The sequence below is a fragment of the Colwellia sp. 75C3 genome, assembly GCF_002836255.1.
Lineage (GTDB): Bacteria > Pseudomonadota > Gammaproteobacteria > Enterobacterales > Alteromonadaceae > Colwellia.
In genome coordinates, this window is record NZ_PJAU01000031.1 from 184,524 (window position 1) to 202,340 (window position 17,817).

Sequence of the window (17,817 nt, forward strand, 5' to 3'; positions counted from 1 at the left end):
CTGATGATTTTATACAAATACAGGACGTTAGATGATTTCAAATTTGTGCTAGACATATTAGTAAACCAACGATTATACGCTACCACTTATGATGAAATGAATGATCCAATGGAAGGCGTATATACACACGATAATGGTGTACCACAAGAGTCTTTGAAAGCTTTGGAAGATAATTATAAAAAAATAAAGTTTTGTTCATTAAGCTCAAATTCCGATAACCCACTTATGTGGGCACATTATTCAAAAGGCGCAAGAGGAATCGCCATTGCCGTTGAATTAAAAGAAAAAACTGATTGTAGAGAAGTTAATTACAAAGGTCCATCGCATATATTACAGCCACATTCCCTAGAAGTAGAATTATCTAAGAGATCATTTGGTTTTGATATAGAGAGAGCAAAACGAGTTCTTTGTTATAAAAATGAGTTTTGGGAATATGAAGAAGAGTATCGGGCTTTTGCTGGCAAAGGCAACTTTATTGATGTAAAAGTTAAGCAAATTATATTTGGTGAAAAAGCTGATAGGACAGATAAAGCTCTTTTAAAAAAGATAATAAAAAATTTAGATTATGATTTAGAAGTCATTGAAAAAGGAAGTTTGTATGTCTACTAAAGCCCAAGAAGTAGTGTTTCAAAATGACATTTTAGACCAAATGCAATCACATGGGTGGTTGTTGGGTGAATCTAAAAAATATAATAATGAACTGGCATTATACCCTGAAGATTTAATTAACTTTGTTCAAACTACTCAACCAGAGCAATGGAAAAAGCAGTTAGGTATACATCCCCCCTCTACTAGAAACCCAACCGCCCCTGAAGATGCATTATTAAAGGCGGTGGTTCGAGATTTATCAGCCAGTAACAAAGGTACTCTTTGGGTACTACGCAATTTAATAAAAGACCGTGGTGCTAAATTTAGTTTATGTACATTTAAGCCTGATCATGGCTTAAATCCTGAAGCTATAGAACGTTATAATCAAAATATACTACGTGTTGTTCCAGAGCTGGTTTATTCGCCTAATAACTATGAAGGTAGAATAGATTTAACTTTGTTTGTTAATGGTCTTCCTGTTGTTACTTTAGAATTAAAGTCTGAATTTAAACAAGCATTAGATAATGCCAAAATTCAATACATGAAGGATCGCCAACCAAAAGATCCTAAAACTAAAAAGCCTGAGCCTTTATTAACCTTTAAACGGGGTGCATTAGTCCATTTTGCTGTTAGCCAATATAAAGTAGCTATGACTACTCGCTTAGCAGGTAACAGCACGTTTTTCTTACCTTTTGACCAAGGCACAAGCGAAGGTGGTGAAGGAAATGATGTATCTGATATCGGATATCCAACAGCCTATTTATGGAATGAAATATTTAAAAAAGATAACTTATTACTTATTTTAGGTCGTTATATTCATCTGCAAGTTGAAGAAAAAGAACAACTTGATGGTGCCATTGTTAAAAAAGAAACGCTGATATTTCCACGTTATCATCAATGGTCTGCGGTATCGACATTATTAAATACTGTAGAAAAAGAAGGTACTGGCGAAAAATATTTAATTCAACATAGTGCAGGTTCAGGTAAATCAAATTCGATTGCTTGGTTATCTCATCAATTAGCATCATTGCATTACTACTCAAACCATAAAGAATTAAAGAAAAATGTTGGTGATAAAGTATTTGATTCAGTGATTGTTATTACTGATAGAACAGTACTTGATAGTCAGTTACAAGACACAATTTATCAGTTCGACCATAACGAAGGCATGATAGCTCGTGTTAACCGTGAAGAAGCACAAGGTAGTAAATCAAGGCAGTTAGCGGGTGAATTAAAAGCTAGTACCTCAATTATCATAGTTACTATTCAAACATTTCCACATGTATTAGAAGCTATTCGTAAAGATTCAACCTTAGCTGGTAGAAGCTTTGCTGTTATTGCAGATGAAGCGCATTCAAGCCAAACAGGTACAACAGCACGTAAATTACGTGAAGTATTGATGTCTGAACAACTAGGCGATGATGAAGAGTTAGATAGTGAAGATATATTAAGACTGAGTTTAGAAGCCAGAAAAGGCTCTAAAAACATTAGTTACTTTGCTTTTACTGCAACACCAAAGGGTAAAACACTAGAGTTATTCGGTCGTTGCCCAGATCCAGAATCACCAGCAAGTGATGAAAATAAGCCAGAAGCCTTTCATGTGTATTCAATGCGCCAAGCCATTGAAGAAGGTTTCATATTAGATGTATTACAAAACTACACTAGTTATCGCGTAGCTTACCAATTAGCGCATCAAAACCCTGATAGTGACCACGAAGTTGATAGTAAAAAAGCGGCTTCTAAAATGGCTAAATGGGTACGATTACACCCACATAATATTGCTCAGAAAGTTGAAACCATTATTGAGCACTTCAATAGTAAGGTGAAACACTTACTTGGTGGTGAAGCTAAAGCTATGGTGGTGACATCAAGCCGATTAGAAGCAGTAAGGTACAAGCTGGCGTTTGAAAAATACGTTGCTAATAAAGGCTATGACAATGTAAATGCAATGGTGGCTTTTTCTGGTGAAGTGAATGACCCTGATTTTCCTGATTCCGCATTTACTGAAAAAAGTATGAACCCTAACTTACGTGGTAGAGACATGCGTAAAGCCTTTGATACTACTGATTATCAAATAATGTTGGCGGCAAATAAATTTCAAACAGGTTTTGACCAACCAAAGTTGATTGCAATGTATGTTGATAAGCCATTAAAAGGTGTTGAATGTATTCAAACACTTTCAAGATTAAACCGTACTTACAAAGGAAAAGATAAAACCTTTGTTCTCGATTTTGTTAACGAACCTGAAGAAGTATTAGAAGAATTCAAAGTATATTTTCAAACGGCTGAGTTAGCTGGCGTGTCAGACCCTAATCTTGTGTTTGAAATAATGGATAAGCTTAATGCCGTTGGCATCTATCAATGGTCTGAAGTTGAAAACTTTGTAGAAGCTTATAACAACAAACGTACTAAACAAGAAAAGTTAGCCAATATTTGTAAACCAGCGGTTGAGCGTTTTTCTGTTCGTTATAAAGAAGCTACGCATGTAATGGATATTTCTAGAGCTGAACTTGAAAAAGCCAAAGCGGAAAACAATGATAAGAAAATTAAATTTGCTGAAAATAGTGTTAAAAATGCTAAAGAAGCACGAGACATTATTGAAGTATTTAAAAAAGATTTAATATCATTTTGCCGTTATTACGAATTCAGTTCTCAAATTGTTGATTTTGATGATTTCGATTTAGAAAAACTCAGTATTTTCGCTAAACACTTACATCCATTATTACGTTTTGATGTACTAGAGGATGATATTGATTTATCTGATGTGGCAATGACACATTATCGTTTACACGAACAACGTGAAGCCAACTTACAGCTAGGTCATAAAGTAGGTGAAGAACCTGCATCATATTTAGCACCAACTAAAGAAAGCAGTGGAGCAACCCCCAAGGATGCTCAAACTGAATTATTAAATGAAATAATCAGCCGAATGAATGATCTGTTTGTTGAAGATGGATTAACTGAAGGCGATATGATCAATTATGCCAATACCATTGCTGGCAAGGTTGCGGAAAATGAAACCGTAATGGATCAACTTCGCAACAACACCAAAGAACAAGCCATGTTAGGTGCATTCCCTGAATCAATTAATGATGCAGTAATACAAAGCATGGGCGTACATGAAAACATGGCTATGAAAGTGTTATCGAACGAAGCAGTAGCTAAAGGCTTTGCTGAACTGATGTTTGATGTATTGATGAAGGGTTTGGGAAATACTGATACTACGGTTAATAAGTAGTATTGCTTAATTATATGATGGTCAAAACATAACAAGGTATTCATCTATAGACATTGAATGCGATAACTAAGTATTTATTTTGATTGGATGTAAGTAAAACTTAAGATAAGGATATTTTCTGTGGGTAAAGGTACAGCGCAACAAAGGTTTTTTGATTTTTTAATACTTAAACAAAAACAAGTAAAAACTTTTAATAAGGCAGAGGTGATTAAAGCTACCGATTGGAAACCTGATACCTTTAAAACCTACTTTGGTAAAGGCCAGATTACTCAGTTCGTAATAAAAGTTGCAGATGATAAATATGAAGCGATCAATACGCTAGATATTACCTTTGTTGAATTTAAGAAAAGACTATCTCAAAGTAAGCATTATCAAGAACTAGGACACAAATGTAAGTCTAACCTTGCTAAGGCTCTGTTGAAAAAATCTCGTGATAATATGATGTTGGCACTTGAACTTTATAATAGACCGTCATTAGAAAATAAACTTGATGGCTTTGTTATGTTGTTTTCAACCTCTTGGGAGCAATTATTAAAAGCTATGCTTATAGAAAGAGATGGCGAAGAAAGTATATACAGGACAGCGACAAAAAAAGGGATTAGAGAGACAATTTCTTTGAGAGTTTCTTTAGATAAACTACTTAAAGCTAATGATAAAGTAAGAAAAAACATTGAAACTATTGCTGATTGGCGAGATAAGGCTGTTCACTTACTAATGCCTGAATTACAGGGTTTGGCTTCTCGTATTTTTCAATCTGGTGTATTGAATTATTCAGCAAAATTTGAAGAGTTCACTGATACACCATTGTTTCATTCTCAACATAGTGGAATGTTATCACTCGTTGGTGACTTTAAGCTGCCACCCGCATCGGTTCTTAAAACTTTTTATGGAAGTGCAGCTAATGAAATTTTGGAGTTGGCTGCAAACGTTGAAAAAGAGATTGCAGACTCAAATGATATAGAATTTGCGATACCAATAAATGTATCGCTTGTTTATGCAAAGGATGGAAAAACCATCATTGCTAATGCCAGTGGTAAAACAGATGATTTGCAAAATTTGAAAAATGCTCTAATTATCAATAAAACCGTCAACCCAGAAGACTCGCACCCATTAACTCAAGCTAATGCGATTAAAGAAATTAAAAAAGAGTTATTTGATAAATTTGACACCAATAAGTTAAGCAGGTGTTTAGTAAGTAGAGATAAAAATACAGGTAAACCGACCTTTAACTCTAACTGTTTTCAAGCTTGTTTACATAAGCTGAAATGGAAAGACGGTAACAATGAATACCACTTTTACCAGTCTATAGCCAATAAGCACATATTTTCACCAGAACTAGTTAGTGAGATAGTCAAAAGAACATCTCAAAACGAAAATTTTATTAAAGAAGCCAAAACAAGTTTAAATAAAAATAATAGAATCTAGCCACTAATTAAAAGGAATTAATATACGTGAATAATAGTCGTCCAATCTTTTCAAAAACACTAAAAAAAGATTTAGTAAAAGATTACCGAGAGTCCGTTAATGAATCACTTGAGTCAAAGGTAGGTGTACCAAATTCGTTAAAGAAATTTTTAACGGATACCAATGATACATCTTATGTCGTATCTAAATTTGAACAAAGAGTGTTTTTTCCTGCTAATTTTAGAATGGCTTTAAAAGATAACTATTCACTTGTTGTAGGCTTTTTTGAAGAAGCAATTGAACTTCATAATAAATACATAGCAGGGTGCCGATTCCCTGATGATGGTTTTGAGTGGTTCAACCAACCCGAACTTAGTGACTTTCAAGGTAGGTTGTTCAGAGCCTTTTCTATCTTAGGGAAAGCTTTGGCGCATAAAAAAAGAAGGAAGTCTGCTTATGAGGCTCAGGGTTTCTTGTTTAAGAATGTAACATCGCCATTAGACAAATTTACATGGAAAGAAGGTTGTCGCTTGGACTTTCTATTTCAACAAAGCTTTGATTTATTAGTTCAATCCTATTTAAGTCAGTTTGTCAGCGATAGCATACAGGCTTCAAATGATATTAATCTTGATTATGGTATCTCTATAGATCATAAGAAAATGTGTCAAACCCCGTTAGAAGCTCACTTCTTAGATGAACAAATTAAGCTTTATAACGTTCAGGACTACGTAATCGCGGAGGATATCATCGAGGGGTTAGCCTCTGACTTGGTATGTATGGAGACTAAATCTGTTATAAGTAACGAAGATTTATTATTTGATATTTATGAGTTAATTCCACTATATATAAAAAGTTGGTCGCCTGATAAAAATAAAATTGTATTGAATGACCAATTAGCAATATTCCTGGTGATGGATTATGGATTCCCAAGCTTTGTTCTTGGCAAGATTGATGATGAAGCTGCAAACCTTATTACATCAACCTTTCGTTTTTCATGGTCTGTAACAAATGAGTTTAGATGTTGGGCAAAATTAGATGTTGAATCTGAAGCGTTGCAAAAAATAGGTAATTTTGTTCTAAAAGAATTTCATGACAAATTAGTATCCTTATTTGCTATTCGTAAGCCTGAAGTAAAGAAAATAGAACCAACGGAGTACGTTAACGACTATGCATATGAAGTAGCTGACTTTACTACTAAGTATTATCAAGCACTAAGTATCAGTGATTCTGTTAAAGAAAATCAATGCTCAGATGCACAGCGCATTAATGTTCCATCTATGATGATGTCATCGTTTTTCACTTTCATGCAAAAAACATTCGATTGCAAAGTTGATAATGGTAAAGGCAGTGAAATGAAAATATGGCGAAATGGTTCCAAAATATATACATTAGGAAGACATAAACAAGATCAAAAAATACCTTCATTGTTGATTAAAAAAGTATTGAAGCGCTTAGATATAACTACTGAAGAATGGTTGAGTTCACTGAAAAAGAGTTAATTCATAATAACTTTCTAACTCTTTTGAAATATAACCAATGCGGATTACCCAATGCTAAATAACCAATAAATTGGGCTGTATGCTATATCTTCCTCTAGTTGAAAATAAACTTTAATGTAGTATACTGTTATTATATACAGTAGCGTTCGTGTGGTTTTAGCAATAATGCGTATACTTGAAGTAGGTTAATTTGAAAGATCGCAAAATCATACATATTGATATGGATGCCTTCTTTGTGTCTGTTGAAATTAGAGATAGACCTGAATTGGTAAATCTCCCTGTGGCTGTGGGGGGAAGCTCTAAAAGGCGAGGTGTACTTTCTACTTGTAATTATATTGCTAGAGAATTCGGTGTTCGATCAGCTATGCCAACTAGTGTGGCAATGAGAAAATGTCCAAACTTGGTTCTAGTACCATCTAGAATGGATGCATATAAAGAAGTCAGTATTCATATCCGTGAAATATTTTCGCGTTATACTAGTATTATTGAACCCCTTTCATTAGATGAAGCTTACCTTGATGTTACAGATTGCAAATTATTTAAAGGTTCAGCCACTTTAATAGCACAAGATATTCGAGAAACAATTCATAGAGAGACTGGTTTAACTGCTTCTGCTGGAATCTCTGCTCTGAAATTTCTTGCTAAAGTTGCTTCAGACTATAATAAACCTAATGGTCAATTTGTTATCACACCTTCTGAAGTTTATAGCTTCATTGCCGAATTACCTTTAAATAAGATCTCAGGTGTAGGTAAGGTTACTTTTGAAAAACTAAAGCTATTAGGATTGGAGTATGGTCGAGATATTCAAGCCGTTGACCAGTCAGTTATTAATAATAACTTTGGTAAATTTGGACAGGTGCTTTATCAACGTTGCCAAGGTATAGATGATAGAGATGTTGAAACAACACGAGTTAGAAAATCAGTTGGTGTTGAGAGAACATTTCCTGAAGATATTGATGACTTAGATATTCTTCGTAGTATTTTAACCGATAAACTAATACCTGAATTAAAAAGACGATCTGAAAAGTATCTGCATGAGCGAAAAATAAGTAAGTTAGGGGTAAAAGTTAAATTCAATGATTTCCATCAAACGACTAAAGATTTTGCTTATACTAACTTTGATGAGGGGATGTTTTTAGATCTGTTAACAGAAGTAGTGAAACGTGGTGACGGTAAAAAGGTTAGACTTTTAGGCGTTCATATTGGCCTTAGTGACATCGAAGCTAAAAGTCAGCAATTTGAGTTATCATTGTAGAAAAGCTAGAAAGCAGCAAGTTATATCAATATCAAAATTGAACACTAAATATCCGCAATTATTTTATACTGATACAAATTTAGCACATTTTTACCTTTTGAAAATTGAACACCAAAAATTGAACACTAAAAATAAGGTGTTTAGAGTTAAATAAAATTTATGTTTTGTTATAAATAAAGGCTCTTGGCTGTAATTCACTCATTAATATATTAGTTAGTGTTCAATTTCCGTTTCTTAAAAAGTAAATATGCTGCTGTTGAAATGCGAGATTTTCCTGAGTATCAAAATATTCCCTTGGCTGTTGGGGGCGATGGCCCACGCAGTGTCTTATGTACGAGTAACTATCAAGCTCGTCAATTTGGTGTCCGTGCAGCGATGCCAGCCATTAAAGCAAAACAACTTTGCCCACATCTTAAAATTGTTCATGGCCGCATGGATGTATATAAAGAAACCTCGAAACATATCAGAGAAATATTTTCTCGTTATACCGATCTCATTGAACCGTTATCGTTAGACGAGGCTTATCTTGATGTCACCGATGCAACTATGTGTCAGGGCAGTGCTACCCTTATTGCTGAAAAAATTAGAGCTGATATTTTTAATGAGTTAAAACTGACCGCATCGGCCGGCATTGCACCAAATAAATTTTTGGCTAAAATTGCTAGTGACGAAAATAAGCCTAATGGCCAGTGTGTTATTACCCCTGATAAAGTAGCCGGTTTTGTCGAGCAACTTTCATTGAAAAAAATCCCTGGTATTGGTCCAAAAACATTTGAAAAACTCAACAGACATGGTTATGTAACCTGTGCAGATGTGCGTCAAAGTGATATTAGAACACTACAAAATATCGTCGGTAAATTTGCCAATAGCTTGTACTTAAAATCCCACGGTGTCGATAATAGAGCGTTAGAGGTTAGTCGGCAACGCAAGTCACTCGCCATTGAAACAACGTTAGCACAAGATTTATCATCGCAAGATGAATGTGAACTCGTTATAGAATCATTATATCAAAAACTGCTTACTCGACTTGCACCCCACAGTAATAGGGAGATTATTAAGCAAGGGGTAAAGCTAAAATTTGCTGACTTTAATCAAACTACGGTTGAGACACAAAGTAATGAATGTCAGCAGGCACTTTTTACAAGTTTACTGTCAAAGGCATATAGCAGGTCAAATCAGCGTGGCATACGTTTGGTCGGATTAACGTTAGGGTTTGCTGATAATCCAGGAGAAAGCCAACAGATGTCGTTTTCACTGTAGTATTTCTAGTAATTCCATTAAAGTATCTCCTACTTTAGTATAAATTAGACTTCGTTTATTTCATTCCCAATAGCCTGCTATTGCTCAATCGAGCGCCTTATCTTGATTAACTATTCTTTCAAACAAGAAGATCAGAAACTTAACTGAACTAATATTACGTGGTCATGCATGGCTATACATTGGTAATGAAGTTGAGCAAATGGGTTTATGTCCAACATTTATCCAATAATAGCGTGAAAGTTGTGAAATTGATTGGTATCTTCAAGCTGAGCTTGCGTATAATAAGCAGCATAAAAAGAACAAGCTAAGATAATTCGTTTATTATAATACCGTGGTTATTCCCGTGATAAATTTTCGGTATAAAGCTAAAGCCATAATGAACGTAGACCCTAATTAAAATAGACCTAAATCGATTTGTAGAGTATCCCATGATTAAAAGCACCGCAGAAGTCCGTCAGGCATTTTTAGATTTTTATGCCACCAAACAACATCAAATAGTTAAAAGTAGCTCACTGGTTCCTGGTAATGATGCAACGTTATTATTTACCAATGCCGGCATGGTTCCTTTTAAAGATGTTTTTTTAGGTGCTGAAAAACGTAGTTATACACGAGCCACCTCTGCACAACGTTGTGTACGAGCCGGCGGTAAACATAACGATTTAGAAAATGTTGGCTACACTGCACGTCATCACACATTTTTCGAAATGATGGGTAACTTTAGTTTTGGAGATTATTTTAAAAATGAAGCGATTAGCTATGCTTGGGAGTTTTTAACTGGCGAATTAGGGCTAGCAAAAGAAAAGTTATTAGTCACAGTATATGCCACCGATGAAGAAGCTTTCTCTTACTGGAGAGATGAGATTGGTGTACCTGAAGATAAAATAATTCGTATTGGTGATAAGTCAGCGAATAAAAAATATGAATCAGATAACTTCTGGTCAATGGGTGATACTGGGCCTTGTGGACCTTGTTCTGAAATATTCTATGATCACGGGGAAGACATCTTCGGCGGACCTCCAGGCTCCCCTGATGAAGACGGTGACCGTTTTATAGAGATATGGAACATAGTATTTATGCAGTTCAACCGTCAAAGTGACGGCCGCATGGAGCCATTACCTAACCCATCAATTGATACTGGCATGGGCTTAGAGCGTATTTCTGCAATTATGCAAAATGTGCATAGCAACTATGAAATTGATATTTTCCAAGCACTAATTAAAGATACTGCAGCATTACTTGATTGCAGTGATCTTGAGCATAAATCACTACGTGTTATTAGTGATCATATTCGCTCATGTAGCTTTTTAATTGTTGATGGGGTTGTACCGTCAAATGAAGGCCGAGGTTATGTACTTCGCCGCATTATTCGTCGTGCTATTCGTCATGGTCATAAGCTAGAAGCGACAGGACATTTCTTCCATAAACTTGTTGCCTCATTAATTGCTCAAATGGGAGAAGCCTACCCAGAGTTAGCTCAGCAACAAGCAATTATTGAAAAACTACTACGTATTGAAGAAGAGCAGTTTGGTCGAACTCTTGATCGTGGCATGATCTTATTAGAAGATATTTTAGCTAACTTATCTGGCGATATCATTAAAGGTGATGACGTCTTTAAGCTGTATGATACCTACGGTTTTCCTGCCGACTTAACGGCAGATATTGCCCGAGAGCGTAACTTGAAAATTGATAAAGATGGTTTTGATGTTGCGATGAAGCAACAGCGAGAGCGTGCCCAGCAAGCAAGTCAATTTGGCACTGATTATAATCAACAACTGAAATCTGACCAAAATACAGCCTTTAAAGGCTACGATAATGACTCATATTCTGCGACTGTCGTTGAGCTATTTAACAGCCAAGATCAAGACCCTGTTAGTCAACTAAATTCAGGTGAACAGGGCATTGTGATATTAGATCATACGCCATTTTACGCTGAATCAGGCGGTCAAGTAGGTGATAGTGGCTTACTTCACCTTGATGGCGGAGTATTTGAAGTAACAGATACAATTAAGTTAGGTAATGCTTTTGCTCATAGAGGTACCGCGCGTACTGATGTTGGCTTAAATCGTCGAGTAAAAGCCGAAATTAATGTTGAACGCAGAGCCGCTATTGTTAAAAACCATACTGCTACCCATTTGTTACATGCCGCTTTACGTAAAGTATTGGGTGATCATGTTACTCAGAAAGGTTCATTATGTGATAGTGATAAATTGCGCTTTGATTTCTCTCATTTTGAAGGTGTTACCGCTCAAGAATTACATACGGTTGAGCAAATGGTTAATGATGAAATTCGTCGTAACCACTCAAAACAAACTGAATCTATGTATATTGAAGAAGCTAAAGAAAAAGGTGCTATGGCTCTCTTTGGTGAGAAATACGATGATGAAGTGCGTGTAGTAACCTTAGGTGACTTTTCAATAGAGCTGTGTGGCGGTGTGCATGTTAATAGAACGGGTGATATCGGTTTATTAAAAATTGTTTCTGAATCAGGCACTGCTGCTGGCGTTCGTCGTATTGAAGCGGTTACGGGTACAGGAGCACTTGATTTTATTAATCAACAGACAGCCTCTTTAACGAGTATTGCAGCGCTGGTTAAAAGTGATGTAACTAATGTGAGTAGTAAAGTTGAGCAACTTGTTAGTAGATTTAAGCAGCTAGAAAAAGAAGTTAGCCAACTAAAGCAGGAGCTAGCAGCGCAAGCCGGATCTGATTTAGTTAATAACACTATTGAAATTAATGGCGTCAAGGTACTCATTGCTGATTTAGGTGGTGTAGAAAGTAAAGCACTTCGCGGCATGGTTGATGAACTTAAAAATAAAATGCAATCAGGCGTTATTATGCTGGCGACGGCTAATGGTCCTAAAGTTGGCTTAATTGCCGGTGTCACCAAAGACTTGGTTGGCCGTGTTAAAGCAGGCGAATTAGTTAATATGGTGGCTCAGCAAGTGGGTGGTAAAGGTGGCGGTCGTCCTGATATGGCACAAGCGGGTGGTACACAGCCTGAGAATATAACCTTAGCACTTGAAAGTGTCTCTGCATGGTTAACAGAAAAATTAGCTTAGATGCTATAAAGTAGTGATTAGTCTATAACGAATAACATTACCCATAATAAAAAAGGAAGCATTTGCTTCCTTTTTTGATTTTTACGCATGTTATAAAATTATAATTTTAACTATCGAATGTTACTATTTTGTTACTAATGACGAAAAGTTACGAAACACTGCACTTGAACACAGATTTCGCAGTAAAAATAAGCTATAAAACTATTAAAGGATATGGAAATCTTGCTAAAATAGGACAGATTAATAGTGTAACAATACTTTTTGTTGCTTATTATCGAAGCTTCATTAAAAACGATCATCGGATATGGTGTTTTTAATGAATAATGACTTTTTATAGAAAATTGACTATTAGTTATAGTGAATGGATTAAAAAGTAGCTATTCGAATATATTACTAGCTTATATATATTTATTTAGTGATCTCACTTTAAAGGATAAGGAAGCAAATATGCTTATATTAACACGACGCGTCGGTGAAACTTTAATGATTGGTGACGAAGTTACCGTGACTGTTTTAGGCGTTAAAGGAAATCAGGTAAGAATAGGTGTTAATGCGCCAAAAGAAATCTCAGTGCACCGTGAAGAAATTTACATGCGCATTCAAGCCGAAAAGGGCGATACTGAAGTTTCAGGCAATAACGTCCTATAAATTACTTATCATTAAGTTGATTAGTAGAGTCTTTGGACAATAGCGTTATACAAAGTGTTATTTAACGCTTTATATAACGGCTAAGAAACACCGCCCAGGCGGTGTTTTTTTATGCTCCACGTTGAGTTAATGATTAAAAAACAACATATTTGACTGAATTGTCAGCAAATAGAAAGTTATAGTAAATAAATACTAAATATTGTTTGACTTATTTTTAGAATCCCTTATTATTCGCACCCATTGAAGAGGCGGCCAATTGGTCGAAGATACTCGCCTGTTAAGGGAATGTCTGGTTTGCAACCGGATTAAGTGTTCTTATATAACGTGTTTTTTTATGCGCATTATTTCTCAACAATAAAGAAGTAAAAGAAAATGGAGAGCTGGCCGAGTGGCCGAAGGCGCTCCCCTGCTAAGGGAGTAACGGCTTTAAATCCGTTCGAGAGTTCGAATCTCTCGCTCTCCGCCATTTTTTCTTATAAAGAATAATGGTTGTGTAGAACGCAAGTTCGCTATCTTTAGACTAAGATATAAAAAATAGTTCATGAGGGCGTGTAGCTCAGCTGGATAGAGTACCTGGCTACGAACCAGGCGGTCGCAGGTTCGACTCCTGCCACGCCCACCACTTTCTTCAAGTGATTAAATAATGAAGGCAGCTATTGTTAAAGCTGGATAAAATTTTATACTTTGGGCGTGTAGCTCAGCTGGATAGAGTACCTGGCTACGAACCAGGCGGTCGCAGGTTCGACTCCTGCCACGCCCACCACATTTAAAGCCCCACCTTTGTAGGTGGGGCTTTTTTCGTTCAAAGGGTAGAGACTGACATTTCTTGATTTAAATCACGGTGTCAATCTTTAGAATAGAGATAGTGATAGTTACTGAGTCATTAATAGTAGCAAACACAAATCTTTCTTTGTTCGCACTTACTTCAAGTGATAAAATAATGAAGGGCAGTTTGTTAAGGCTGGATAAAGACATTTTAAGACTACGGGCTTAGTTCGTTATCGATTAGTAACGATATAAAAAATAACTTAGAAGAGGGCGTGTAGCTCAGCTGGATAGAGTACCTGGCTACGAACCAGGCGGTCGCAGGTTCGACTCCTGCCACGCCCACCACTTTCTTCAAGTGGTAAAATAATGAAGGACAGCTTTTTTAAGGTTTAATAAAGATATTTTTTAGAAAACCTTATTATTTGCAACTAATGGAGAGCTGGCCGAGTGGCCGAAGGCGCTCCCCTGCTAAGGGAGTAACGGCTTTAAATCCGTTCGAGAGTTCGAATCTCTCGCTCTCCGCCATTTTCTTCTTATGAGGGATAATGGTTGTGTAGAACGCAAGTTCGCTATCTTTAGACTAAGATATAAAAAATAGTTCATGAGGGCGTGTAGAACATCAGGATAGATTGTATATTTTGATGGCTACGAGCGACGTTCGTATTATCGATTAAGTAACGATATAAAAAATAACTTTATTGAGGGCGTGTAGCTCAGCTGGATAGAGTACCTGGCTACGAACCAGGCGGTCGCAGGTTCGACTCCTGCCACGCCCACCACTTTCTTCAAGTGATTAAATAATGAAGGCAGCTATTGTTAAAGCTGGATAAAATTTTATACCTTGGGCGTGTAGCTCAGCTGGATAGAGTACCTGGCTACGAACCAGGCGGTCGCAGGTTCGACTCCTGCCACGCCCACCACATTTCTACTTAGTAGATATATTAAAACCTAGCTTATGCTAGGTTTTTTTATGCCTGAAATAACCTAAAAGCCAACCTCATTTTGTTGGGGTTTAGCGTAGAACATCTGGATAGATTTACCGCGATAGAAAGCTGGCTACGAAACTGAATCCTTTTCGGTCGAAGGTTTCTCTTGTAGCTAGATGTCTGCCACGCCCACCACATTTCTACATAGTAGATATATTAAAACCTAGCTTATGCTAGGTTTTTATATGCCTGAAATAACCTAAAAGCCAACCTCATTTTGTTGGGGCTTAGCGTAGATCATCTGGATAGATTTACCGCGATAGAAAGCTGGCTACGAAACTGAATCCCTTTCGGTCGCAGGTTGGAATATTCCAGCGTTAACATTATCCTAAATAAAAAAGCGTAAGCCTCATCTTTTTAGATGGGGATTTTTTCGTTTAAAAACCTGAGTAGACAAATACACTTGATGCAAAGATCGTTTATTCATCTTTATGATAACGATATTAGTTACTTCTGAGGACTTCTATTAGCCTAACTATTCGAATCTAGTAGTGACATCAACAAATGAGCCATCCTTCACAGAAAGGCATTGCTAATCGAATTTTATGGCTTCTGAGCAGGAATCCACATAGATACTTCTACCATCAATTCATAAGCAAGATATATGCTATTGATATTTAAATATCGACCTTCAAAATGAACTTTTTCAACTGATTTTATCGATTATTTAATACTACTTTTGTCTTGGTTATATGTGTAACTACCCATGTCTTCGTATAAATATACGGTGATGCTGAATTTAAAAGAATGACTTGTATATTGTATAATATCGCTATTTATCTAATTGTAATACCCGTTATTCATGCTTTTGATATTGTATACAATATTTAAAGTATGCAAAATTACCTGTATATATCGTCTATTGCGGTGAATATTCGTTTGTTTTGGGGTTGACGCTCAATTATTTTTCTGAAACAGCTTAAAATTATTTGCAATGTAGGTATTGGAGTGATTATTCTAATTGTAATGTTTTGTGAACGAGAATGAAAGATGGACAATATGCAGCAGCAATTTATAGAAGCTGGAACACTGATGTTGGCGGGAATGGTATTTGTGTTTGCATTTTTAGGCGTATTAATTATTTTTATTAATACTGTACTGGCAAGACTGGCGATAAAATTTCCAGATCCTATTGTCGTGCCACATTCTCGACCAAATAAAAAGAGTAAGAGTACAACCAGCGGTGATATCTCACCAGCAGTTGTTGCTGCAATTAGCGGAGCGGTAAAACGTTATCGATCGCAACATGGGCAAGATAAATAAGCTTGACCAAAATTGAAACTCTTCTACATCATTGTAATTAAAAATTTAGATAAAAGGGCGTTAACATGAGTAAGCCATTAGGTATCACCGAAGTTGTCTTAAGAGACGGCCATCAATCAATTTTAGCCACTAGGTTACGTTTAGCTGATATGTTGCCAATCGCAGCGACGCTGGATGATGTTGGTTATTGGTCAATTGAATCTTGGGGTGGTGCAACGTTTGATTCATGTATTCGTTACTTAGGTGAAGATCCATGGGAACGAATTCGAGCGCTTAAAAAAGCGATGCCTAAAACCAAGCAGCAAATGTTATTCCGTGGTCAAAACATTCTAGGATATCGTCATTACGCTGATGATGTTGTAGAAAAATTTGTTGAACGTGCTCATATCAATGGTATTGATGTTTTTAGAATTTTCGATGCCATGAATGATGTTAGAAACCTGCAAACATCTATTAAAGCCGCTGTTAGAGTTGGAGCGCATGCTCAAGGTACGTTAAGTTATACCGAAAGCCCAGTGCATACCCTTGACGGTTGGTTAACCATGGCCAAGCAACTTGAAGATATGGGCGCTCATTCTCTTTGTATTAAAGATATGTCCGGGTTATTAAAGCCTTACGATGGTGCTGAATTAATTAGTCGCTTAAAAGAAACTGTCTCATTACCTATCGCTTTACATTGTCATGCAACAACGGGTTTGAGCCTTGCTACTCAAATGAAAGCAATTGATAGCGGTATTGATGTAATCGATACGTCCATTTCTTCGATGAGTATGACTTATGGTCACTCACCAACTGAAACGATTGCTGCTATTGTTGAAGGGACTCCACGTGCTTCAGGTCTTAATGTTGAAAAAATGGCTGAGGTTGCCGCTTATTTCCGTGATGTTAGACAAAAATATTCTGAATTCGAAGGTAGTTTAAAAGGCGTTGATGCCCGTATCTTAACTGCACAAGTACCTGGTGGCATGTTAACGAATATGGAAAATCAGCTGAAAGAGCAAGGTGCATCTGATCGATTTGATGATGTTTTAACTGAGATCCCTAAAGTTCGCAAAGATTTAGGATATATTCCTCTAGTAACACCGACGTCGCAAATTGTAGGAACTCAAGCGGTTCTTAATATATTAACCGGTGAACGTTATAAATCTATAACAAAAGAAACTGCGGGTGTATTAAAAGGTGAATATGGCGCTACTGCCGCTCCTGTTGATGCGGAACTGCAATTACGAGTGTTAGACGGGAAAGAAGTTATTACCTGTCGTCCGGCTGACTTATTAGATCCTGAAGTAGATAAGCTATCAGATGAACTACAAGTTTTAGCGAAAGAGAAAAATATCAACTTAGCGGATGAAAGTATTGATGACGTATTAACTTATGCATTGTTCCCGCAAATAGGGTTGAAGTTTCTTGAAAACCGCAATAACCCAGCGGCTTTCGAACCTATTCCGACTAAAGCGAGTGCAAAGGCTAAAGCTTCCACAGAGTCAAATGCGGTAACTACAACAGAAAACTACGCCGTGAGTGTTGATGGCAAGGTTTATGATGTCATTGTTGCTCCTGGAGGCTCTATCGATGCGATAACCCATCCTGCTGGGGATGATGCAATGAAACAATCAGCATCTATCACTGCAGAAGAAACATTAAATGCACCACTTGCAGGTAACATCTTCAAAGTATTGGTTCATGAAGGTGATTATGTCGAAGCGGGTGATGTAGTTATCATTATGGAAGCAATGAAAATGGAAACTGAAATTCGTGCAGTTTCAGCAGGCGAAATAGTCTCTTTATTCACCAGAGAGGGTGACTCAGTTGCCGTTGGTGATGCATTACTTAGTTTTTCATAGGAGGT

The 17,817-nt window shown here is 36.6% G+C and carries 10 protein-coding genes and 7 tRNA genes; all 17 read left to right on the forward strand.

Translation table 11 applies throughout. From position 1 onward, the window contains the following. Window positions 1-3: 3 nt before the first annotated feature. On the forward strand, window positions 4-609 hold the full coding sequence (locus tag CXF85_RS00895) for a DUF2971 domain-containing protein (RefSeq protein ID WP_101226640.1): 606 nt from the start codon (window positions 4-6) through the stop codon (window positions 607-609). Further along, window positions 599-3,826, forward strand: a complete 3,228-nt coding sequence (locus CXF85_RS00900) for a type I restriction endonuclease subunit R (RefSeq protein WP_101226641.1) — start codon at window positions 599-601, stop codon at window positions 3,824-3,826. The genes CXF85_RS00895 and CXF85_RS00900 overlap by 11 nt, the downstream gene beginning before the upstream one ends. Before the next feature lie 120 nt (window positions 3,827-3,946). Then, window positions 3,947-5,251, forward strand: a complete 1,305-nt coding sequence (locus CXF85_RS00905; RefSeq protein ID WP_101226642.1) for a DUF3644 domain-containing protein — start codon at window positions 3,947-3,949, stop codon at window positions 5,249-5,251. A 26-nt stretch (window positions 5,252-5,277) separates the two neighbouring features. After that, on the forward strand, window positions 5,278-6,729 hold the full coding sequence (locus CXF85_RS00910; RefSeq protein ID WP_101226643.1) for a hypothetical protein: 1,452 nt from the start codon (window positions 5,278-5,280) through the stop codon (window positions 6,727-6,729). A 190-nt stretch (window positions 6,730-6,919) separates the two neighbouring features. Then, entirely contained in the window at window positions 6,920-7,984 is a 1,065-nt protein-coding gene (gene dinB, locus CXF85_RS00915) for a DNA polymerase IV (RefSeq protein ID WP_269801138.1), read from the forward strand. Between the two features lie 216 nt (window positions 7,985-8,200). Continuing rightward, on the forward strand, window positions 8,201-9,244 hold the full coding sequence (gene dinB, locus CXF85_RS00920; RefSeq protein ID WP_101226645.1) for a DNA polymerase IV: 1,044 nt from the start codon (window positions 8,201-8,203) through the stop codon (window positions 9,242-9,244). Window positions 9,245-9,672: 428 nt separating this feature from the next. Next, complete coding sequence (alaS, locus tag CXF85_RS00925; protein ID WP_101226646.1) at window positions 9,673-12,303, forward strand: alanine--tRNA ligase; 2,631 nt, start codon at window positions 9,673-9,675, stop codon at window positions 12,301-12,303. Window positions 12,304-12,750: 447 nt separating this feature from the next. Then, complete coding sequence (csrA, locus tag CXF85_RS00930; protein WP_101226647.1) at window positions 12,751-12,951, forward strand: carbon storage regulator CsrA; 201 nt, start codon at window positions 12,751-12,753, stop codon at window positions 12,949-12,951. Window positions 12,952-13,325: 374 nt separating this feature from the next. Then, window positions 13,326-13,417 (forward strand) — tRNA-Ser (locus CXF85_RS00935). A gap of 79 nt (window positions 13,418-13,496) precedes the next feature. Continuing rightward, window positions 13,497-13,573 (forward strand) — tRNA-Arg (locus CXF85_RS00940). A 64-nt stretch (window positions 13,574-13,637) separates the two neighbouring features. After that, window positions 13,638-13,714 (forward strand) — tRNA-Arg (locus CXF85_RS00945). A gap of 273 nt (window positions 13,715-13,987) precedes the next feature. Further along, window positions 13,988-14,064 (forward strand) — tRNA-Arg (locus CXF85_RS00950). 88 nt (window positions 14,065-14,152) lie between these two features. Beyond that, a tRNA-Ser gene (locus CXF85_RS00955) sits at window positions 14,153-14,244 on the forward strand. 177 nt (window positions 14,245-14,421) lie between these two features. Continuing rightward, window positions 14,422-14,498, forward strand: a tRNA-Arg gene (locus CXF85_RS00960). Between the two features lie 64 nt (window positions 14,499-14,562). Continuing rightward, window positions 14,563-14,639, forward strand: a tRNA-Arg gene (locus tag CXF85_RS00965). Between the two features lie 1,065 nt (window positions 14,640-15,704). Continuing rightward, the gene (locus CXF85_RS00970) at window positions 15,705-15,968 is read left to right on the forward strand and encodes an OadG family protein (RefSeq protein ID WP_232771030.1); all 264 of its coding nucleotides are present in this window, start codon (window positions 15,705-15,707) and stop codon (window positions 15,966-15,968) included. A gap of 65 nt (window positions 15,969-16,033) precedes the next feature. Continuing rightward, window positions 16,034-17,812, forward strand: coding sequence for a sodium-extruding oxaloacetate decarboxylase subunit alpha (gene oadA / locus CXF85_RS00975; RefSeq protein ID WP_101226649.1), 1,779 nt, complete (start codon window positions 16,034-16,036; stop codon window positions 17,810-17,812). Window positions 17,813-17,817 lie beyond the last annotated feature (5 nt).

Bases quoted from the DNA above. Each gene is read 5' to 3' on its own strand.
- alaS (WP_101226646.1), top strand. From the start codon at position 9,673: ATGATTAAAAGCACCGCAGAAGTCCGTCAGGCATTTTTAGATTTTTAT.
- CXF85_RS00970 (WP_232771030.1), top strand. From the start codon at position 15,705: ATGCAGCAGCAATTTATAGAAGCTGGAACACTGATGTTGGCGGGAATG.
- CXF85_RS00900 (WP_101226641.1), top strand. From the start codon at position 599: ATGTCTACTAAAGCCCAAGAAGTAGTGTTTCAAAATGACATTTTAGAC.
- csrA (WP_101226647.1), top strand. From the start codon at position 12,751: ATGCTTATATTAACACGACGCGTCGGTGAAACTTTAATGATTGGTGAC.
- CXF85_RS00895 (WP_101226640.1), top strand. From the start codon at position 4: ATGATTTTATACAAATACAGGACGTTAGATGATTTCAAATTTGTGCTA.
- oadA (WP_101226649.1), top strand. From the start codon at position 16,034: ATGAGTAAGCCATTAGGTATCACCGAAGTTGTCTTAAGAGACGGCCAT.